Raw genomic sequence first — 21,212 nt, 5'->3', positions numbered from 1 at the left:
GCGCGCCCGCGGTTTTGTTGTTCCGGTCCTGCCAGTCAGTCAGCGCGACAGCTCCTTGGTGAAGAACAGCGTCTGGATGGTCGGCGTGATCTGCTCCAGCACGCGGTTGAAGCGCACCGCATCCGAGGTGCCGACATAGACCACGTCGAGCGGCTCGAGCCGGAACTGCGTCGACAGCAGCAGCGCATCGACCTGGCTCATGTCGAGGCGGAACACCTCAGGCGTGGTCGGGCTGTCGCGCATGCCGCGGATGATGAAGACCTGGCGCGGGTCGGCATAGCGCACGTCGATGCTATTGACGCCGGCCAGCGCATCGGCCAGCGTCAGGCGGCCGCGGTTCATCAGCAGCGAGGTTGGCTTGACCACTTCGCCCAGGATGAAGATGCGGCTGCCGAGCCGGTCGGGCACGTTGACGATGTCGCCCGCCTGCAGCAGGAAGTCGCTGTAGCCGTTGCGGCGGTCGATCAGGGCTTCGAGGTCCAGTTCATAGACATCGTTGCCGCGTGTCAGCCGCACCTTCTGCACATCGGCCTCGGGCATGGTGCCGCCGGTGCGCGCGACCGCGTTGATCATGGTCAGCGGCACATCTGTGACCGGGATCGAGCCGGGGTTGCGCACCATCCCGGTCACGTCGACGCGCCCGTGCCGGTAGGCGATCACGCGCACGTCCACGCGGGGATCGCGCAGGTCGCGCTCCAGCCCGCGCGAGATCATCCTGCGCACGTCCTCGATGCTGCGCCCGCCGACCTTGAGCACGCCCACCGGCGGATAGTACAGCTCACCGTTGCGCGAGACGCGAAAACCGTTCTGGTCCAGCGGCACCTGCGGCTGCGCCGCCTCGGTCGGCAGCATCTGGGCGGCGGCGGGCGCGGCCGGCGCGGTCGAACTGAGCTGCGGATTGAACAGCACCGTCACGCCCAGCACGTCCTGCGGGCCCACCAGGTACTCGTAGCGTTCGATGCTGGTGCGCAGGTCCGCGCCGCGCGCCGGCGATACCTGGCTGTTCGATGCCAGCACGGCATCGATCTGGGCGCGGATCACCTCGGCGGTGACGAGCCGCACCGGGTAAGTCTGCGTGCCGGTCTTGGCCCGCAGGTTGTCGTCCAGCCGGCTACCGTCCAGCGCCGGACCCGGCGCCCACGAGCACGCCGACAGCGCGCCCGCGAGCAAGCCTGCGATCACGATCCGATAGCTCATGAGGGTTCTCCTTCGAATGCATCCGGCGCCGCCACCGCCTGCGCTTCGGCGTGCGCCTGCGCGTTCGCTGCCGGCGCCACGCCGGCCGCGCGCGCGGTGTCGTCCAGCGTGCGCGCCAGGTGCTCGCTCAGCCGCAGCGCCAGCGCGGCAATGGTGATGGTCGGAAAGTTGGCGCCCACGGTCGGGAACACCGAGCTGCCGGCCACATACAGGTTGCCGATGCCGTGCACGCGGCAGTTGCGGTCGACCACGCCCTGCCTGGGCGAGTCATGCATGCGCGTGGTGCCCATGTGGTGCCAGGTCCCTTCCAGCGAAGTCGGCCACGGCTGCCCTTCGGTGGGCGGGTCGAGCGTGACGCGGGCCACGCCGGTGCGCTCCAGTTCTTCAGCCAGCAGCGCAAAGGTGCGGTCGAACGTGCGCTGCACCAGGCTGCCGACCCGCCAGTCGACGCGCACGCGCGGCATGCCGAGCCGGTCGCGCTGCGCCGACAGTGTCACGCGGCTGTCGGGATCGGGCGCGGCCTCGACGATAGCCTGCATGCGCACGCCCGCGATCAGCGCGCGCGGCTGCAGCAGCCGCGTCAGGCCGAAGCCGACGGTATCGACCGGGTGCGTGGCCATGGTCAGCAGGTCGCGGCCGAGCCGGTAGCCCGGCTGGTCCTTGCGCAGCATCGCCTGCTTGGCGCGGATCAGCGCCTCGGCGCCGGCGCTGCCCTCGCCGTAGAACATCGAGAAGAACCAGACCCGCGCATTGAGCAGCCGCTCGCGCGCCAGCACTTCCGGGCGCAGCGCGAACTGCGAAGAGATGCGCGTGCCATGCGCGCTGACCGCGGGGTTCTGGTAGTGGTACTTGATGTCGTAGAGCTTGTTGCGCGACCACGCCTTGCTGAAATGCACCCAACCCGAAATCAGCCGCGGATGGTCCATGAAGTAGCGCCCGACCAGGTCGTGGGCATTGCCCAGCCCCGCCTGGCTGGTGCGGTTCGAGGCCAGCATCAGCCGTGCGTTCTCGATGCCGCCGGCGGCCAGCACGAAGCGCTGCGCCACCACGCGGAAGCGCTTGCCGCTGAGCGTCGCCACCGACAAGTGAGTGACCGCGCCGGCGCCGGCATCGGTCTCGATGGCGGTCACGTTGGCGTAGAGGAACACCTTGACCCGCGAGGCGGCGGCAAGCATCTCGCGGTACAGCTTGCCGAAGCGAGCCGGCGGGCTGAATTGCGAGATGGTGTCGCGGATGCTGTGGCCACTGAGCGGCAGGCGCTTCACGTCGGCGCGGCCGATGGCCTGCTCCCACCACGCCGGCTCGAAGTTGTCCGGCCCCAGCCGCAGCAGCTCATGGGTGCGCGCGTAGTAAGGCCTGAGCTCGTCCAGCCCGAACGGCCAGCCGCTGTGCGGCACCCAGTCGCGGCGCTCCAGGTCCCAGGGGTCCAGCGGCCGGCACCAGCCGCCCCAGCAGTTGCTGCTGCCGCCCAGGTAGCGGCTGCGGCAGCCGTCGGCGAAGGTATAGGGCAGCCCTGCGTTTTCGCCCCGGTACAGGTCCCGCGTGTCTTCGTCCGGCTTGTAGCCGCCGCTTTCCAGCACGCAGGCATCGATGCCCATGCGCTGCATCTGCAGCGCCAGCGTGATGCCCGCCACCCCCGCGCCCACGATGCACACCGTGGTGCGTATTGTCGTGTTTTGTTCGACTTGCCTTGCATCGACAAACATAGCGTCGCTCCCCATTTGCCCTTGCCGTCCTGCACCCCCAAAAGCGGGCGTGCGCGAGCCCCCGTCCAGTCCATCAGGTTCCTGCGCCAGCCCCCTTACCGTTTTTCTTCGACCCCTTGCGCCAGCAGGCTTGTCGCCAGTCCGGCCGGACGCGGCATGCCGCTGCCCTGGGCGCCTGCCGCGTGCGCGGCGCCCTCCTGCACCACGCGCAGCAGATCCGCCGCCATCGCTTCCACGGTGAAGTGCCGCGCAAATACCGCCTGCGCACGCGCGCGCATACGCGCACGCTCGGCCGGCGTCAGCGCGAACCAGCCGCGCAGCATCCCGGCCGTGCCGTCGACGGTGTCCGCCGCGCCCATGCCCGCGCCGCCCTGCACCACTTCGCGCCAGATGTTCACCTCCGTCGACAGCAGGCCCGGCAGCCCGCAGCCCAGCGCCTCGGCGACAGCGATGCCAAAGTTTTCCTGGTGCGACGACAGCGCGAACACTTCGCTGGCGCGGAACGCGCCCCACTTCATCTCGTCGCGCAACATGCCGGGCCAGCTGATGCGGTCCGCGATTCCGCGCGCGGCGGCCAGTTCGCGCAGCGCGCTGCCCCAGCCGGCGCTGTCAGGCCCGGCGATCACGAGGTGCGCGGCGGGCACCTGCGCGGCTTCCCGCGCGAAGGCCTCGATCAGCAGGTCGCAGCCTTTTTTCGGGTGGATGCGACCGAGGAACAGCACCAGGCGCTTGCCGCGGAGCGCGGGATGGGCGGCCAGGAAGCGCTCGGCCAGGCTGCCGCCGTCGGCCGCATGCGCCGGCGGCGGCGCGCTGGTGCCGAAGCTGACCACGCGTTCGTTGGCGCGATACAGCCAGAAGGATTCGCGTGCGCGCCGGCGTTCTTCTTCCGCGGTGAACAGCACCGCGCGCGCGTCGCGCAGCACGCGGTATTCCGCCCAGGGCCAGTACAGCCACTTCTTCAGGTGCTTGAGCGGGTAAGCGCGACGGAACCACGGGTCGAGCATGCCGTGCGGGAACACGAAATACGGCACGCCGCTGTCGCGCAGCGCCTGCCAGGCAGCAAAACCGTGGTGCTGCCACAGCCCGTTGACGATGACCGCGTCAAAGCCCTGCGCGTGTTCGCGCAGCCACGGCAGCAGCGCCGGGCAGTAGCGGTAGCCGCCGCGCGCGGGCCCGAGCGCATGCACCGGCAGGCCGGCGTCGCGCAGCCACGGCGCATCGGGTGCATCGAGCGTCAGCACCTCGACCCGATGGCCCTGCGCGGCCAGCGCGACGGCGCTCTGGCGCACGCACTCGGCGGGCCCGCCCTGGCGGGGATCGAGCGATGGCAGCAGTTGCAGGATCTTCATGCGCGGGATCCTTGCAGGGTGAGCCGCGGCGCCGCCGGGGCGGACGCGCGGGCAGGAGACAAGACCGGCAGCCGTGGCGGCTGCGGTGCGCCCGGCCGAGTGACCGGCGGACGCGTAGCAGCCGGCAACACCCGGCGGATCGTCAGGCGCTGCAGGCGCATGCACGAACCCACCAGCAGCCCCAGCGCCACGCCGTACAGCAGCCCGGCATAGCGCGGGCCCAGCGGGTTGCCGCCGATCGACGTGGCCGGCAGCGCCGCCAGCACCATCAGCGCGCGCCCCAGCACCGGCAGGTAAGGCGCGGCCGGCGCATCGCGGCGCCAGCGCCGGTAGATCAATGCGCCGCGCCACAGCGCGAACAACACCGCGAACGGCAGCGCCAGGCCGAACATCAGCCCGCCGGCAAAGAGCTGGTAGACCCAGAAGTTGTGGCCCGCGGCCCATTCGTTGATGGCGTAGAACTCCTTCTCGCTCATCTGTCCCGACAGCGCCGTAAGGTAGTCGGGCGAGTAGCGGTAGTTGTGGCCGAAGCCCTTGCCCAGCAGCAACGAGACCGTGCTGGCGGTGACCTGGTCGAGCTGGTCCTTGATTTCCGCCAGCCGCGTCGCGGTGGTGGGATCGATGCCCGATGCCGTTGCCTTGGCGGCCGAGATGCGTTGCTCCCAGTGCGCGGCCACGCTGGGGAACAGCGCCGAGCCGATCACCACGGTGCCGCCGATCAGCGCCACCGTAATCACCAGCGCGCGCGCCACCGACTTGAGCAGCTGGCGCAGCGACGGCGCGCCCAGCCACGTCGCCAGGCAGAACAGCATGGCGGTGCCGACCAGCAGGCTGCGCGTCACGCTCAGCAGCTCGATCGCCACCGACAGCAGGAACAGCAGCACGGTCAGCTTCGAAAAGCGCCGCGCGATCACGAACTCGTGCAGCAGCAGCCCCTGCAGCGCCAGGAACACCACCGAGACAATGCGGAAGCGCACCGTCTCCAGCCCGCCGCCGATGGCCATACCGTAGGCAAAGCTGAACAGCAGCGAAATCACCATGCCGGTGAACATGGCTTTTTCGATCTGCACGAGCCGGTCCTGCTGCCATGGGCGGCAGGCAGCCAGGAAGCCGAACAGCGTCAGCATGAACGGCAGCAGCACGCGCAGGTAATTGCCGAAGTCATTGCCCTGCAGCAGCTGCGGCACCAGGCTGCCGGGCACCGTCAGCATCAGCGCGATGGTGATCGCCGTGCGCAGCTGGCTGCCGCCGGCAAAGCGCGGCGCGATCATGGCCAGCACGACGGTGGCGGCGATGGCCGGCAGCGTCAGCAGGATCTGCGTGATGCGGCTGCCGTTCTCGTCGACGCTCTTGAAATCGACCGCCAGCGGGCACAGCGCCAGCCAGATCCAGATGGTGGTGAAGCGGTTGCGCATGGTCGCCTCCTAGCCCCGTACCGCGCTGGCCGGCAGCGCCGCGCCCGCCGGCGCCGGCACGGCCGGTGCCAGGCGCCGCCGCAGCCAGCTGCGCATCGGATCTTCATAAGCGCGGAAGACCAGCACGCTCAGCGCCACCGCGGCAGCCAGCGCCAGCCACCCGTACGCGCGCGGCCAGCCGGCCAGCCACGCCAGGCGGCCCAGCGGCACATGCAGCAGGTACAGCGAGAAGCTGGCCTCGCCTAGCACCACCAGCCAGCGCCGGTGCAGCAGGCCGAGCACGGGCCGCTGCAGCAGCGCAAGCCCGAGGATCAGCGCGCCGAACGCCGGCGCCTGCAGATAGAAGGCCGGCCAGCGCCCCGGCGACGAGAACGCCAGCGCGGCGAGAATCGCCACTGAGACACCCGTCAGCACGATGCCAAAGCGGTGGCGCGCGGCGGCGGCGAGCGGCATGCGCGCATGCCATTGCGCCGCGCACACGCCCAGCACGAACTCGAACAGGTGCGTCAGCGGGAACTGCGCGATCAGGAAACCCGAGCGCGACGGCGGCGTGGCGGCATCGACCAGCGCGATCCATGCGCCCTGCAGCAGCCACAGCAGCGCGCACCAGCGCAGCAGCGCCAGGCTCCCGCGCGCGGCGGCCCAGGCCAGCAGCGCCGGGAACAAGGCATAGAAGAAGGCCTCGCAGGAGATGCTCCACGCCGGCCCGTTCCAGGGCTGGTTCAGCCCGGCGAACGGCAGCCACGCGGTCAGCGCCAGCACCTGGCACAGCAGGCTTGCCGCCAGCATCGGCAGGTCCGGCCGCGCCAGCCCGTACCACTCGCGCAGCAGCGTGGCATCGCCTGCGTGCAGCAGCCATGCCGTCACCGCCAGCGCCGGCAGCAGCGACAGCAGCAGCACCGGCCAGATGCGCGCGACGCGGGCCGCATAGAAGGCGCGCACGCCGTTGCCGCCAAGCTTGTCGCGATAGTTGTAGGCGAGCACAAAGCCCGACAGCACAAAGAACAGCGACACCGCCGGGCGCCCGCCGTCGGCCGCGGCGACGAACCACGCCGGCACCGCCAGCAGCCCGATCTGGCTGAAGTGGCACAGCACCACCGTCAGCGCGGCCAGGAAGCGGATGCTGGTCAGCGCCGGCAGGTTGCCGCCGTGCGCCGTGCCGGCCGGCACGGCGCGCGGGGCGCGTCCGGCGGCCGGCGTCAGGCGGGGCGCACGCGGCGCGGCCGGCTCGATGGCTGGCATGAGTGCTCTCCTCCGGTGGAAAACAGGCAACCGGCCGGCGCACGGCGCAGGCAGCGGGGCCATGGCTTATAGGGCTCGCATCCCCCCGGACAGCGGTGGCGGCGGCGTTCGGCGCGCGGGCGTAGCTTGGACTTGGACTTGGACTTGGCCATGGCTTACTCCGCCTCCTCGGCCCGCAGCGCGGCGGGCGGCAGTTCGGCGCGGGGCACGGGTTCCGCCTCGGCAGCCGTTCCGCCTGCGACAAGCGCGCGCAGCCGCGCTTCGAGCCGCCCCAGCACCACCGGCGCGGCCAGCGTGCTGACTGCGTAAGCGCGCGCGGCGGCGCCGAGTTCGGCGCGTTGCGCGGCATCGCCCGCGAGCCGGCGGATGGCGTGCGCCAGCGCCTCGGCGTCCTCCGGCGGCACGGCCAGGCCGCGGCCGCCGAGCGCGGCGAACAGCTCGGTCCCGCCCTCGGCCATGGCCACGATGGCGCGCCCGCTGGCCAGCATGCCGGTCAGCTTGGACGGCATCACCAGGTCGGCGGCACCGCCGCGCTGCGGCAGCACGTGGATGTCCGCCAGGTTCAGCAGTTCATTGAGGCGTTCGGTCGGCTGCAGCGGCAGGAAGCGGCAGTTTTCCAGGCCGGCGCAGTGCAGCTCCAGCTCGGCGCGGGCCGGGCCATTGCCGCAGAACACGAACACGATGTCGGGCTGGCCGGCCAGCGCCGCCGCCGCGCACATCAACACGTCCAGGCCTTGCTTGGCACCCATGTTGCCGGCGTACAGCACCACCTTCTGGTGCGGCGCGATGCCGAGCGCTTCGCGATACGCGCTGGGCCGGTCGAGCGGGTGGATCGCGTCGGCATCGACCCAGTTCGGTAGCAGCACCACGCGCGCCGGCGCCACGCCCTTGCGCACGGCGGCCTGCGTCATCTTCTCGGAGATGGTCGAGACCACATCGAAGCTGCGCAGCAGCGCGCGCTCCACCCCCAGCGCCGCACGGCGCGCGCGGGCGCCGCGCAGCAGGCCGAGTTCGAAGGCGGCATCGACCTCGTAGTCCTGCAGGTGCAGCCAGGCTGCCGCGCCGGTCAGCCGCGCCAGCAGCCAGCCACCGGGCGCGCTCATCAGCCCCGGCGCGATCACCATCACCACGTCCGGTCGCCACCAGCACTGCCCCAGCAGCGCGGGCAGCGCCGCCAGCGCAAAACTGCCCAGGTGCAGCAGGCGATTGAGCCCGCCCGGGCGCCGCGGCACCCACAGCGGCACGCGCTGCACGCGTACGCCGGCGCGCTGCTCGCGGCGGTAGCGCCAGGCCGAGTAGCCGTCCTCCACCCGCCACGCCGGGTAGTACGGGGGGCCGCACACCACCCGTACCTCGTGCCCGGCGGCAGCCAGGGCCTCGGCCATCTCGGCGGTGTACTTGCCGGTGCCGGTCAGTTCGGGCGCGTAGTTCTGCCCGCAGATAAGGATTTTCATCGACTGCTCCGGTGGACTTCGGCTTCGGCGACGGGATGCGGCGCGGTACGCGCCTTGCCGCGCAGCAGGCTGGCGCAGCCGCGGTCGATATGGGTGGCGGCCGCCGCGGGATCGAAGCGGCCGATCAGGTCGATGCAGCGCTGCGCGGTGGCGCGGGTATCGGCGAACAGCTGCACGGCCTTGCCCAGCGCGGCCTGCAGCGCTGCCGCGTCACGCGCCGGCACCGCCAGGCCGGTCTCGCCCTCGCGCACCAGCTCCGGCACGCAGCCGCAGTTATCGCTGACCACCGCCGGGCAGCCGTGCGCCAGCGCTTCGTTGACCACCAAGCCCCAGGGCTCGCTGTAGCTCGGCAGCACCAGGCAGGTGGCGCGGTCGTATTCGGCCTCGAGCGCCGCGCCGTTGACGCTGCCCAGCAGCATCACGGCGCCGTCGAGCCCGAGCGCGTCGATGCGCTCGGGCAGGCGCTCGGCCATCGGGCCGCTGCCCGCCAGCCGCAGCGTGGCGGCCGGCATGGCCGGCAGCAGGCCGGCAAAGGCTTCGAGCAGGGTGTCCAGCCCCTTCCCTTCCGACAGCCGCCCCACATAGAGGAACACCGGCGTCTGCGGCTCTGGCGCCGGGGCGTCTGGCGTAGTCGCCTTCGGCGCACGCGCCAGCATCCGCCGTGCCAGCGCCTGCTCGGGCGTGTAGCCGGCCGGCAGCGCTGCCGCCTGGCAGGGGATGAAGATGCGCTCGCGCCGCGCGCCGAGCGACTCCAGGTATTCGCGGCTGCGCTCACCAAAGCCGAAGTAGCCCTGGCACAGCGCGAAGAACAGCCGCTTGGGCAGCGAGGTCAGCAAGCGCCGCGGGCGGTCGCGGCCAGTGGAATCGCAGAACACCGCGCGCCGCTTGCCGGTGACGATGCAGGCGAACAGCATCGCCCAGAATTCCGGCAGGTGGTAGCCCGGCAGCACCACCACCCGGCTGTCCGAGCGCAGCACCTCGCCCACCAGCCGCAACGTCATCTTCCAGCGCGGCACGTCCTCGTAGCAGCCCTTGAAGAGCTGGCGCATCGGGTATTGGTGCGCGCTGTAGTCGACCTCGGAAAACCCGAGCCGCATGTGCTCGGTCTCGGCGATCTGCACGACGGTATAGCGGATCGGCCCCTGCCCGTGCAGCTGGTGCAGCGCCGAGAAGACCTGGCCCTTGTGGCGCGACCAGACAACGTTGTGGAAGATGGTGACTGAGCCTGACATGACGACTACCCCCTGGTTTCGTACTGCCTGTTGTGTCTTGCCTTTTTTCTGTTGCCGGTTGCCTGTTCCCTGTTGCCTGTTCCCTGTTGCCTGTTCCCTGTTGCCTGATCGCGCCGGTCACGCCATCGCGCTTGCCTGCTGTGCCGCCGCGAACTCGCGCCAGGTACGCGCCAGGCCCGCTTCCAGCCCGATCGACGCCTGCCAGCCCATGCCGGCCAGCCGCGATACGTCGAGCAGCTTGCGCGGCGTGCCGTCGGGCTTGCTGGTGTCGAACACCAGTTCGCCGTCAAATCCCGCGACGCGGCACACCATGGCGGCCAGCTCGCCGATCGGGATGTCCGTGCCGGTGCCGACGTTGAACACGCCGCCATCCACGTCCTGTTGCAGCAGGAACAGCGTGGCCGCGGCCAGGTCGTCGACGTGCAGGAATTCGCGCCGCGGCGTGCCGGTGCCCCACACCGTCATCGTGCCGGCGCGCTCGCTGACGGCGGTATGCGCCTTGCGGATCAGCGCCGGCAGCACGTGGCTGCTGGTCAGGTCGTAGTTGTCGTTGGGCCCGTACAGGTTGGTCGGCATCACCGACAGGTAGCGCGTGCCGTATTGCCGGTTGCAGGCCTCGCACAGCTTCATCCCAGCAATCTTGGCGATGGCGTAGGCCTCGTTGGTCGGCTCCAGCGGCCCGCCCAGCAGGTAGTCCTCGCGGATCGGCTGGGCGCAGTCGCGCGGATAGATGCAGGACGAGCCGAAGAACACCAGCCGCTGCACGCCGCCCTCGAACGCGGCCTGGATCACGTTGGTCTCGATCGCCAGGTTCTCGTAGAGGAAGGAAGCCGGGCGCATCGCGTTGGCGACGATGCCACCCACGCGCGCCGCCGCCAGCAGCACCACGTCCACCTGCTGCCGCGCGAAGAAGCGGCGCACCGCGGCCTGGTCGGTCAGGTCCAGCTGGTCGCGCGCCGGCGTCAGCAGGCGCTCGTAGCCCGCCGCGCGCAGCTGGCGCACCAGTGCCGAACCCACCATGCCGCGATGGCCCGCGACGTAAATCCTTGTCTGCTTGTCCATGGTGAGCGCCGCTCCTTCACTCGTGGTGTTCCAGCGTCTTGAAGCCAGCCAGCGTGACCAGCGCGTCGCGCCGCGCGATCTGGAAGTCGGCGCGCACCATCTCCTTGACCAGCGACGAGAACGGCGTGGTCGGCTTCCAGCCCAGCCTTTCGCGCGCGCGGGTGGGATCGCCCAGCAGCGTCTCGACTTCCGTCGGGCGGAAATACGTCGGATCGACGCGCACGATCACCTTGCCCGGCGTCAGCCTGGTTTCCTTGCCATGCACCCGTTCGACAATGCCGACCTCGTCGACGCCCTCGCCCTCGAAGCGGATGGTCACGCCCAGCTCGGCGGCGGCGTACTGCACGAACTCGCGCACGCTGTACTGCTCGCCGGTGGCAATGACGAAGTCCTCGGGCTGCTCCTGCTGCAGCATCAGCCACTGCATCTCCACGTAATCGCGCGCGTGGCCCCAGTCGCGCAGCGACGACAGGTTGCCCAGGTAAAGCTCGTCCTGCAGCCCGACCGCGATGCGGGCGATGGCGCGGGTGATCTTGCGCGTGACGAAGGTCTCGCCGCGCACCGGCGATTCATGGTTGAAGAGGATGCCGTTGCAGGCGTAGATGCCGTAGGCCTCGCGGTAGTTGACGGTGATCCAGTAGGCGTAGAGCTTGGCCACCGCGTACGGGCTGCGCGGGTAGAACGGCGTGGTCTCTTTCTGCGGCACCTCCTGCACCAGCCCGTACAGCTCGGAGGTAGAAGCCTGGTAGAAGCGCGTCTTGCGTTCCATGCCGAGGATGCGGATCGCCTCCAGGATGCGCAGCGCGCCCAGGCCGTCGGCGTTGGCGGTGTACTCCGGCTCTTCGAACGACACCGCCACGTGGCTCTGCGCGGCCAGGTTGTAGATCTCGTCCGGCTCCACGCGCTGGATCACACGCAGCACGCTGGTGGCGTCGGTGAGATCGCCGTAGTGCAGGAAGAAGCGCAGGTCCTGCTCATGCCGCTCGCGGTAGAGGTGGTCGATGCGGTCCGTGTTGAACAGCGACGTGCGGCGCTTGATGCCGTGCACCTCGTACCCCTTGTCAAGCAGCGATTCAGCCAGGTAGGAGCCATCCTGCCCGGTGATGCCAGTGATCAGTGCGACCTTGCGTTTCATTCCCGTTCTCCCTGCCGTGGTGGATTGCCTTTTATGACTGATGCCTGATGCCTGATGGGCGCTATGCGCGGCGGCGGTCGCCGTCTCATTTGATGCCCTCGACGCTGGTGTAGTAGCCGGAGTAGCCGGTGCCCAGCCGCAGCGGCGGCTTGGGCACATCGGTCAGCAGCACACCGCGCAGCGCCACGCCGCCGCTGGCGAGCCGCCGCACGGTCTCGCCGATCTCGCCGGGGGGGTGGCGGCCGTGGCGCACCACCAGCAGCGTGATGCCGGCGTAGCGTCCCAGCAGCGTGGCGTCGGTGACCTCGAGCACCGGCGGGGTGTCGATGATCACCATGTCGTAGCGGTGCGAAAAATGGTCGAGCAACATGCGGAAGCGCTCGCTCATCAGCAGCTCGGCCGGGTCCGGCGGCACCGTGCCGCGTGGCATCACGTCTAGCCCCGGCAGCACGTCGCGCGTCACCACGGCATCGAAATTCTCGCCCATCAGCGCATCGGCCAGGCCGGGCTGGTGGCGCAGGCCGAAGTGCGCATGGACCGCGCCGCGGCGCATGTCGGCGTCGATCATCAGCACGCGCCGCTGCCCCGCCGCCACCAGCGCGGCCAGGTTGACCGACAGGAAGGACTTGCCCGCGTCCTGGCGCGAACCGGTCAGCATCACCACGTTGTTGCTGGCGTCGCGCAGCGCGTACTGCAGCGTGGTGCGCAGGCCGCGCACGCCCTCCACAGCGACGTCGTCCGGCGCGCGCGCCGCCAGCAGGCGAGGGCCGCGGCCGACGCGGCCGTGGCTCAACTCGCGCTGCAGGCGCAGTTGCATGCGGCTGCGCGGCACCACCGCGCACACCGGCACGCCGGTCAGGCGCTCGATGTCCTCGGGGTGCTCCATGCCGCCGTACAGCGCCTTCTTCAGCAGCGCCAGCAAGATCGCCGCGAGCATCCCCAGCCCCGCGCTGATCAACACCAGCATGGCCCGCTGCGGGCGCACCGGCTCGTCGGCGGGCGCGGCAAAGTCGACCACGCGCACGCTGCCGACCTGGCCCGCCTTGACCACGCGCAGCTGCTGCGCGTTGTTGAGCAGGCTGGTGTAGAGCTCGGTATCGACGCGCACGTCGCGCATCAGCCGCAGCGCGGTCTGCTCGGTATCGGGCAGCAGCGAGACGCTGCGCCGCAGGGCGTTCTGCTGCGCGGTCAGCGTGGCGATCTGCGCCTTGAGCGACACCACCGCCGGATTGTTCTCCGTGTAGCGCGTGTTGTATTCGGCAAGCTGCGCCTCCATGGTCAGCAGCCGGTTCTTGTTGTCGACGATCTGCTGCAGCAGCAGGCGGCTTTCCTCGCCCAGGTTGACGGTGCCCAGCTTGTTGCGGAACGAGTTGTAGCGCTCCTCGGCCTGGTCCAGTTCCTTGCGCAGCACCGGCAGCTGCTGCTCAAGGAAAGCCAGCGTGTGCTCGGCCTCGGCCGAACGCCGCCCGATGTCCTGCTGCACGAACTGGCGCGCGACGGTGTTGACGATCTCGGCGGTCAGCTTGCTGTCGGGGCCTTCCAGGCTGGCGCGGATGATGCCAGACTGCAGCGTGGTCTCGCCCACCGCCAGCGCGCGCTGCACCGACTCCACCGTAGCCAGGGTGGACGCGCGCGTCAGCTCGAACTGCGTGCCCGGCCGCCCGACCAGGTGGTCGATGCGCACGCGTACCGGGCCCAGCGTGCTGGCCCCGCCGGTCTCTTCGCCGACGCGGCCGTTGAGCACGAGCGCGCCATCGGGATCGCGCAGGCTGTAGGTGCGCTCGTCCTCGACGGTCAGCACGAACGGCTTCTTGTAGTACTTGGCCGGGGTTTCGAACAGCGACATCTTGATCGACTCGCCGCCCCACGCGTACTGCGGCAGCCCGAAGCGCGGCGGCGCGGGGGTCTTGCCGGTGTAACGGCCTGCCAGCCAGCCGCCGATCACGGGCAGGTAGCGCGGTCGCGCCCCGATATCCAGGTGCAGCGTGCGCACCGCGTCTTCCACCACCAGGCGCGAGCGGATCAGCTCGATCTCGGCGGCCGTGGAAGACTTGGAATCGAAGATCGACGACAGCGACTGCAGCGAGTTCTGGTTGTTAGCGTTGGCGTCGCCCTTGCTGTCTTCCACCTGGATCAGCGCGTCGGCGCGATACACCGGCTTGGCGATCATCGCGTAGATCGAACCGCCGGCCAGCGCCAGCAGCGTGATCGCGCCGATCATGCGCCAGTTCTCCAGCACCGTGACCAGGTAGTCGGACAGCCGCAGCTCGGGCGCCGCCGGCGCCTCGACATACTGGGTCTCTAGCAGGTTTGGCATGGTGTCACGCATCCCTTTCCGCCCGCGCGCGGCGCTGGCGAATGCCCTCGGTTCAATACGCGTTGCTGTGGAACAGGCCCTTGAAGACAGTGGCCGCGATGATCCGCATGTCCAGCCAGAAGGACCAGTTGACGAGGTAGTACAGGTCGTAGGCGATGCGGCCCTCCATCTTCTCGATGCGATCGGTCTCGCCGCGGTAGCCGTTCACCTGCGCCCAGCCGGTAATGCCGGGCTTGATGCGGTAGCGCTGGATATAGCCGGATACCAGCTTGCCGTAGTGGTCGTCGTGCTCCAGTGCGTGCGGGCGCGGGCCGACGACAGACATGTCGCCGCGCAGCACGTTGAAGAACTGCGGCAGCTCGTCCAGGCTGGTGCGGCGCAGGAAGGCGCCGACGCGGGTGACGCGCGGATCGCCGCGCGTGACCTGCGTCAGTTTCCCGGCGTGCTCGGTGTGCACGCACATCGAGCGGAACTTGTAGATGCGGAATACGCGCCCGTCCGCGCCCTTGCGCAACTGCGTGAACAGGACCGGTCCGCGCGACGACAGCTTGACCGCGATCGCGATCGCCGCCAGCAGCGGTGCCAGCCCGAGCAGCGCCGCCGCGGCGAAGAACCGGTCGAAGATCTCCTTCTGCGCCAGCGCGGTGGGCGACAGCGGCGACGCTGCCAGGTTGATCGCATGCATGCCGATCAGGTCGATCATCCCGCCATCGAACAGCGCCACCGTGCGCAGGTCCGGCACGAAGCGGATATTGATCAGCTCATCACGGAAGGCCGCGACGAACTCCAGGATCTCGCGTTCCTGCGACAGCGGCAGCGCCAGCCACAGCTCATGGATCTTCTGCGTGCGCACGTAGTGGGCAAAGGCCGCGCGGTCCTCAAAGATCGGCACGCGCGCATTCAAGCCGCCGGCACCCGGCATCACGTTGAACGCCGCCGCCACGCGGAAGCCCGAGGCCGGCGACGCGGCCACGCGCCGGATCACAGCATTGCAATGCGCGCCGCTGCCGACCACCGCCACCTGGTGCAGGTTCATGCCGGCGCTGCGCATATGGCCCAGCACCATATGGGCGAGCAACCGCGACACGATCATCAGCGCGCCGGTACTGGCGGTCCAGTAGGCAAACCACAGCCGCGACACCAGGTCGAGCCGGTGCACTGAGAACATCACCATCACGCCAAAGAGCTGAACCAGCAGCCAGGCAAGCGCCACCTGCCCGGCCAGCCCCAGCTTGGAGCGCCCGCGCCATGACTCATAGATGCCGAAGGCCGGGAACAGCGCCAGCGTGGACGCCGCCGATAGGGCGATGAAAAGCTCGAACAGGGCGCCCTGCCCGATCGCGTCAAAGCGAAACTGTGCCGCCAGCAGCGCACCGGCCAGCACCAGCGCCACATCAAGCATGCGCGCCAGCAATCCTTCAAGCTTGACCATTTCCCGTCCTCCTGCCCCGTCTGCCCAAACCTGCCCACTGCGCGGCGTGCCCGCTCCTTTCTGGCCGCCGCCGCGTTTCTGCGCCTATCCGCAGCGCCCGTAGTTGTCGTCCATGCGCACGATGTCGTCTTCGCCCAGGTAGCCGCCGGACTGGATCTCGATGATTTCCAGCGGCAGCTTGCCGGGGTTCTCCAGCCGGTGCGCCACACCCAGCGGGATATAGGCGGACTGGTTCTCGGCCAGCAGGAAGCTCTCGTCGCCGCGCGTGACGCGCGCGGTGCCGCTGACCACGACCCAGTGCTCGGCGCGGTGGTGGTGAAGCTGCAGCGATAGCCGCGCGCCGGGCGCCACCACGATGCGCTTGACCTGGAAGCGCTCGCCGTGGTCGATCGAGTCATAAAAGCCCCACGGGCGGCGCACCTTGCGGTGGTCCTCTGCCTCCGGCGCGCGTTGCGCCTTGATCCGCTCGACCAGGCTCTTGACGTCCTGCACGTGCGAGCGCTCGGCCACCAGCACCGCGTCGGCGGTCTCGACCACGACAATGTTGCTGGTGCCAACGCAGGCCACCAGGCGCCCGTCAGAGTAGGCATAGCTGGCGCTGGCGCCTTCAAACATCACGCGCCCGCGGGCCGCGTTGCCGTCGACGTCTTTCTCGGTGGCATCCCATACCGCCTCCCACGAACCCAGGTCCGACCAGCCGGCGGTCAGCGGCACCACTACCCCGTGACAGGGCGCGTCAGGCTGGTCGAGGCGCTCCATCACCGCGTAGTCGATCGAATCCGAGGGGCACTGCAGGAACGACTTGCCGTCCGGGCGGAAGTAAGGCGGCTGCAGCTTGCCGCCGATCACGGCGGCCATGCAGGCCTCGTAGATCGCAGGCTGCAGCGCCTGCAGCGCCTGCAGCCAGACCGTGGCGCGGACCACGAAGATGCCGCTGTTCCACCAGTACTGGCCGCTCTGCACATACTGCGCCGCCAGTTCCAGCGCCGGCTTCTCGACAAAGCGCGCGATACCGTGGGCGCCATCGCCCAGCGCCTCGCCCAGCCGGATGTAGCCGTAGCCGGTCTCGGGCCGGGTCGGCGGCACGCCCAGGGTTACTATCGCGCCGCGCTCGGCGTGCTCCGCCGCAAGCGCGATCGCGTGATGGAAAGCGGCGCCGTCCAGGATGGCGTGGTCGGCCGGCATCACCACCAGGATTACGTCTTCTCCCTTGCCCTGCGCCAGCCATGCGGCCACGGTCAGCGCGGGCGCGGTATTGCGCCGCGCGGGCTCGACCACCAGGCGCGCCTCGACACCGGCCTTGGCCAGTTGCTCGGCAGTGCTGAAGCGGTGTTCCTCGCCGCAGGTGATGATGGCTTCGGGCACCACCTCGCGCTGGGCGTTGAAGCCGGACAGGCGGCGCAATGTCGCCTGCAGCAGCGAGTCGGTGCCGACCAGATCGATCAGCTGCTTGGGATAGTGCTCGCGCGACAGCGGCCACAGGCGCGTGCCGGCGCCGCCGGCCAGCACCACCGGCGCCAGCCGCAGCCGCTGCGGCCGCGGACGGGTGCCGTCATTCTCTTCCTGGCCGCCGGCCTGCGCGGCCGCCACCGTGCCCGTCTCCACCTGCGTCGTCTTCAACATGGTCAAGCCCTCCAATCTCGACAACCTGGCGCGCGGCCTGGCGCGGGCGAGCTGCGCCCGCCGCGATGCCTCGCGGAACGTTTCACTGCAATCGGGTTACGTGGTGCTCCGTGGCGGCGCGCGGCCTCAGCTGTCGGTGGCGGCCTTGTATGCCTTGTGACGCTGGCGGAATTCGGTCGGTGACAGCGACAGCCGCTTGCGGAAGATCTTGGCCAGGCGATCGCCGTTGCCCATGCCGGAGCGGCGCGCCACCTTGTCGACCGGCAACTCGGTCTCGGCCAGCAGGCCGCAGGCAGTCTCAAGCCGCGCCTGCAGCAGAAAGTCGGAAGGGGTGGCGCCCATCTCCAGCTTGAAGCGGCGCAGGAAGTTGCGCTCGCTCATAGTCGCCACCTCGGCGGCGTCGGCAATCGAGACGTCGTGTTCGCAGTTCTGCTGCAGCCAGCGCGCGGCCGCGCGGATCTTGTCGGCTGCACTGGTCAGGCCGGCATCGGCCAGGCGCGGCAGCAGCTGGTCGGTCCAGGCCGGCAGCACGCGTTCGACTACCGCGCGTGCCACGTCCACGCCCAGGTCGCGCCGGATCACTGCCAGCGCGCCTTTCATCGATTCCAGGCGCAGTTCGGTGTCGTCGTTCGATGCCATCAGCGGCAGGTGCGAGCGGCGCGGCGGTTCGGAGGGCTGGATCACGCCGGCGGCCGCCAGCACGGCGCGGCCTTCGGCGATCGGGCGCACGCTGTCGGTGGTGGAGCAGGCGGCGCGCAGCCAGCACAGCAGGCGCGTGTCGCTGGCCGCGGCACGGGCGCCTTCGCCGCCGGCAATGAAGAGCATGTCGAGTCCGGCAGGTCGGCGCGGCTCGAGGCTGTCGGTCCAGACCCGCACCGCCGCCGAGCAGGTCACGCTGCCGCCTTCGACCGACAGGAAGCGCACGTCATAGGTAATGCGGCGGCTGCCGCCAGCGGGTGCGGCGATCTCGTTGGCGGTCTGAAACAGCTCGGCAACCAGGCCGGCCCCGAATAAGGAAAATCCCTCATAAAGCAGGATGCCAATGCGACGCGCGCTGGCGCGTGATGGGTCGGTGGTGAGTGTCGTGGAATAAACACTGGATGCGGGTGGCTCGATGTGGGCGTACGGCATGATTCCCCCAATACCTCGTTGGTTTTCTTCTGGCGCGAAACCGTTTGCATTGCATCGCACCATAGACATAACAATTTCGGTTATTTCCAGCCTGTCCGATTCTTGCGATGTCTTGGCGGAAGGGTATTGAGCGCCTTCGCTTACCTGCTGCAAGCCACTGTTGTATAACGGTTTTTATTTATGCAACACGCGACTCCCTGGTTCGCATAATCCGCGTTGCCGCGCCTTCAAAACCAATATAGTCGTTACGTTGCATCGCAACATAAACGCACCAATTCGAACGTGATATAAATAACACTAAGACGTGATCTGGTGCATTCTTAATTCGCCAAGTGAGGGCAAACGCGCTTGTGTTTTGCACAAAAGCAACGCTTGCCCGGCTGTGCCCCAAATCAACGAAACGCTTTGAGAATCTGGTGCATCCGTGCCGGCCGGGTCACTTGTATTCCCTTCACGCCACGCCTAGCACTTCGTGCGCAATCGCCTGGTAGCGCCGCGCCGTGTCGTGCAGCGTCAGCCCCTCCAGCGGCCGCCGCGCCCGTGGCTGCGCCAGGGCACGGACCAGCGCCTGCGCATAGGCCGCGGAATCCGCGCAGTCGACCAGTTGAACCGCATCGTGCCCTTCGGCGAATGCAAACGCCGGGATCGCGCTCGCCACCACCGGGATGCCGCTGGCCAGGGCTTCCAGGAAAGCGATGCTGTGCGCCTCCGACGCGGAGGGCATCGCGAACACCGAGGCCTGCGCCAGCAGCGCGGGCACATCGTCGCACGGGCCGTTGATGCTGACCTTGTCGGTCAGCCCCAGCGCTGCAACGAGGGCGCGCACCTTGCAGTAGTACACCGCGTCCTCGATCACGCCGTACAACGCCAGCCGGGCCTGCGGCACCTGCTGCAGCGTGGCCTGGAACGCGCGCACGGTGCGGAGCTGGTTCTTGACCGCGTCGTAGCGACCGATCTGCAGCAGCAAGGGTGCGGCGCCCGACGGCGCGGTGGCCGGCAGCCCGAAGCGGCTGGTATCAACACCATTGGGGATCACCGTCAGGCGCGGATGCGTGCCGACCTCGGCAAGGTAGTCGCGCACGTTGCTTTGCGCCACGCCCACCACCGCACGGGCGCGCCGCGACAGCAGGCGTTCGGTCCAGCGGAACAGGTCGCGCTGGAAGTCGTTGACCGCGGAGTGCATCACGTACACCACCGGCACGCGCGTTGGCAGCGCGCGCGCATAGAAGGCCGGGATGGTGGCGTGCGCGAAGACGATGTCTGGCCGCCAGCGGCGCATCACGCCGTGCAGATACCACAGCCGCGCCAACGGGCGCAGCGCGCGCTTCGGAAAGCTGCAGGCCACCCCCGCCGCGGCCAGTTGCGCCCGCAGCGGCGCGAAGTCATCGTGGGCGGGCATCAGCGCCGCCACCGCCACGGCCTCGCCGCCGTGCTGCTGGTACAGCGCGAGGTCACGCACCAGGATCTCCGCGCCCGACATGCGCGGCGACAGCACCAGATGAAGAATGCGCATCACTTGCTCCTCAAAGCTTTGGTCAGCATCCATGCCATGGCGCTGGCCAGTCCCACGGTCATGGACCAGGCAATGCCGGTGGCGCCCCACCAGTGCGTGGCCGGCGGCACGCAAACCAGCAGCACGCCCACCTGCACCACCGAGGCATGCGTGGCTACGCGCGGTTTGCCGATGGCACGCAGGTAGGCCACCAGCAGCGCGATCAGCGCGCCGATGGCCATGTTCAGCGTGAACACCCGAAACAGCGGCACCGCCTCCAGCCAGCCGGGGCCGAGCAGCAGCAGGAACAGCGGCGCCGCCGCCAGGTTCAGCGCGGCCACCGCCAGCACCAGCGCCGCCGCGCCCAGCCCCAGCAGCCGGCGCAGCAGGCGCGCGGCGGCGCCGTCCTGTTGCCGGTGGTGCGCGGCGAAGGTGGGGAACAGGTATTGCGACATGGCGATGCCGGCGTCGGCCAGCAGCATCTGCGCCAGCTTGGACGACATCTGGTAGGCACCCAGCTGCGCCGGTCCCAGCAGCTTGCCGACCATCACCTTGTCGAACTGGTTGAGCAGCAGGTTGACCACGCTGGCGGCCCAGATCCAGCGGCTGAAGCCGAGGAAATGGCCGATGCCGGTCCAGCGCAGCTGCAGCGGCGGGCGCGGGCGCATGGTGGCCCAGGTCAGCGCGCTTTTCAGCGTCTCGGCGGCAAGCAGGCCGATCACTACGCTGTAGGCGCCGGCGCCGCCCAGTGCGCACCCGACGCTGATGGCACAGTCGGCCACGGCAACGACGCTCTCCAATACGGCCACCCGCCGGAAGTCGCGCTCGCGCGTGACCACATAGTAGGCGGGCGAGGCCACCCCGCGCAGCAACGGCAACGCGGCCGCGAGCTGCAACAGCGGCAGCGCGCCGGCCAGGTGGAACTGCGCTTCGAGCAGCGGCGCCAGTCCCAGCAGCAGCAAGGCAACCAGCGCACCGCGGCAGGCCAGCGCCGACCACACCGCGCCCAGTTCGGCGGGCGCCGGCGCGCGCTGGCCCTGGATCACCGCCTGCGGCAGGCCGGTGTCGCTGAGCGCCTCGGCGATTGCCACCGCCAGCAGCGCCACGCCGACGACCCCGAGCGCCTCAGGACCCAGCAGGCGCCCCACCACCAGGAACTTGACCGCGACCATGCCGCGCACCAGCGCCTGCTGGGCCAGCACCCACACGGCAGAACTGGCGGCGGGCCGCCGGCGGGGCAGCGCCGCCACGAATTTCAGGGTCTTGATCATGGAGCCTCGTCCTTGTGCCGAGCCGATCGCGCGGGCGGCAACGGCATGCACCGGACTCCACTAGAACCCGGCGCCGCCGCGGCGTTCCGCCATCGTCTAGCGCCTATCGGACAGGCGCGCGCCGAACGCCTTCTTCCGCCAGCGGGCGCTCTGC

The 21,212-nt window shown here is 69.6% G+C and carries 15 protein-coding genes; all 15 read right to left on the bottom strand.

The genetic code is table 11. The features are described from left to right. Positions 1-39: 39 nt before the first annotated feature. The 15 genes from AC10V3_RS08630 to AC10V3_RS08560 all read right to left on the bottom strand — a co-directional run bounded on the left by AC10V3_RS08630 (position 40) and on the right by AC10V3_RS08560 (position 21,058). Positions 40-1,197: a polysaccharide biosynthesis/export family protein gene (locus AC10V3_RS08630; protein ID WP_022534718.1), complete on the bottom strand. Its 1,158-nt coding sequence runs from the start codon at positions 1,195-1,197 to the stop codon at positions 40-42. Beyond that, complete coding sequence (locus AC10V3_RS08625) at positions 1,194-2,903, bottom strand: FAD-dependent oxidoreductase (RefSeq protein ID WP_349604527.1); 1,710 nt, start codon at positions 2,901-2,903, stop codon at positions 1,194-1,196. Before AC10V3_RS08625 ends, AC10V3_RS08630 begins: the two co-directional genes overlap by 4 nt. A 95-nt stretch (positions 2,904-2,998) precedes the next feature. After that, the gene (locus AC10V3_RS08620; RefSeq protein WP_022534716.1) at positions 2,999-4,252 is read right to left on the bottom strand and encodes a glycosyltransferase; all 1,254 of its coding nucleotides are present in this window, start codon (positions 4,250-4,252) and stop codon (positions 2,999-3,001) included. Beyond that, the gene (locus AC10V3_RS08615) at positions 4,249-5,667 is read right to left on the bottom strand and encodes a hypothetical protein (RefSeq protein ID WP_022534715.1); all 1,419 of its coding nucleotides are present in this window, start codon (positions 5,665-5,667) and stop codon (positions 4,249-4,251) included. The genes AC10V3_RS08620 and AC10V3_RS08615 overlap by 4 nt, the downstream gene beginning before the upstream one ends. Before the next feature lie 9 nt (positions 5,668-5,676). Further along, positions 5,677-6,909: an acyltransferase family protein gene (locus AC10V3_RS08610; protein ID WP_022534714.1), complete on the bottom strand. Its 1,233-nt coding sequence runs from the start codon at positions 6,907-6,909 to the stop codon at positions 5,677-5,679. Positions 6,910-7,064: 155 nt separating this feature from the next. Further along, a complete protein-coding gene (locus tag AC10V3_RS08605) occupies positions 7,065-8,363 on the bottom strand; it encodes a glycosyltransferase WbuB (RefSeq protein ID WP_022534713.1) in 1,299 nt (432 codons plus the stop codon). Beyond that, on the bottom strand, positions 8,360-9,595 hold the full coding sequence (locus AC10V3_RS08600) for a glycosyltransferase (RefSeq protein ID WP_454751835.1): 1,236 nt from the start codon (positions 9,593-9,595) through the stop codon (positions 8,360-8,362). Before AC10V3_RS08600 ends, AC10V3_RS08605 begins: the two co-directional genes overlap by 4 nt. A 117-nt stretch (positions 9,596-9,712) precedes the next feature. After that, on the bottom strand, positions 9,713-10,657 hold the full coding sequence (locus AC10V3_RS08595; protein ID WP_454751834.1) for a GDP-L-fucose synthase family protein: 945 nt from the start codon (positions 10,655-10,657) through the stop codon (positions 9,713-9,715). A gap of 16 nt (positions 10,658-10,673) precedes the next feature. Further along, positions 10,674-11,792, bottom strand: a complete 1,119-nt coding sequence (gene gmd / locus AC10V3_RS08590) for a GDP-mannose 4,6-dehydratase (RefSeq protein WP_022534710.1) — start codon at positions 11,790-11,792, stop codon at positions 10,674-10,676. Positions 11,793-11,877: 85 nt separating this feature from the next. Continuing rightward, the gene (locus tag AC10V3_RS08585; RefSeq protein ID WP_490923513.1) at positions 11,878-14,109 is read right to left on the bottom strand and encodes a polysaccharide biosynthesis tyrosine autokinase; all 2,232 of its coding nucleotides are present in this window, start codon (positions 14,107-14,109) and stop codon (positions 11,878-11,880) included. Between the two features lie 52 nt (positions 14,110-14,161). Continuing rightward, positions 14,162-15,541 carry an undecaprenyl-phosphate glucose phosphotransferase gene (locus AC10V3_RS08580; protein WP_490923512.1) on the bottom strand — a complete coding sequence of 460 codons (1,380 nt, stop codon included), beginning with the start codon at positions 15,539-15,541 and terminating at the stop codon, positions 14,162-14,164. Positions 15,542-15,625: 84 nt separating this feature from the next. After that, on the bottom strand, positions 15,626-17,164 hold the full coding sequence (locus AC10V3_RS08575; protein WP_022534707.1) for a mannose-1-phosphate guanylyltransferase/mannose-6-phosphate isomerase: 1,539 nt from the start codon (positions 17,162-17,164) through the stop codon (positions 15,626-15,628). Positions 17,165-17,290: 126 nt separating this feature from the next. Continuing rightward, positions 17,291-18,295: a GlxA family transcriptional regulator gene (locus AC10V3_RS08570; protein WP_022534706.1), complete on the bottom strand. Its 1,005-nt coding sequence runs from the start codon at positions 18,293-18,295 to the stop codon at positions 17,291-17,293. Positions 18,296-18,746: 451 nt separating this feature from the next. Continuing rightward, positions 18,747-19,808, bottom strand: a complete 1,062-nt coding sequence (locus AC10V3_RS08565) for a glycosyltransferase family 4 protein (protein ID WP_490923511.1) — start codon at positions 19,806-19,808, stop codon at positions 18,747-18,749. Continuing rightward, positions 19,808-21,058 (bottom strand): oligosaccharide flippase family protein, encoded by a 1,251-nt coding sequence (locus AC10V3_RS08560; protein WP_022534704.1) that lies wholly within the window; start codon positions 21,056-21,058, stop codon positions 19,808-19,810. Before AC10V3_RS08560 ends, AC10V3_RS08565 begins: the two co-directional genes overlap by 1 nt. Between the last annotated feature and the right edge of the window lie 154 nt (positions 21,059-21,212).

The organism is Cupriavidus sp. PB-02 (genome assembly GCF_058252315.1).
Note: the sequence above shows the minus strand (reverse complement) of the source record. Positions and strands in the feature narration are given on the sequence as shown.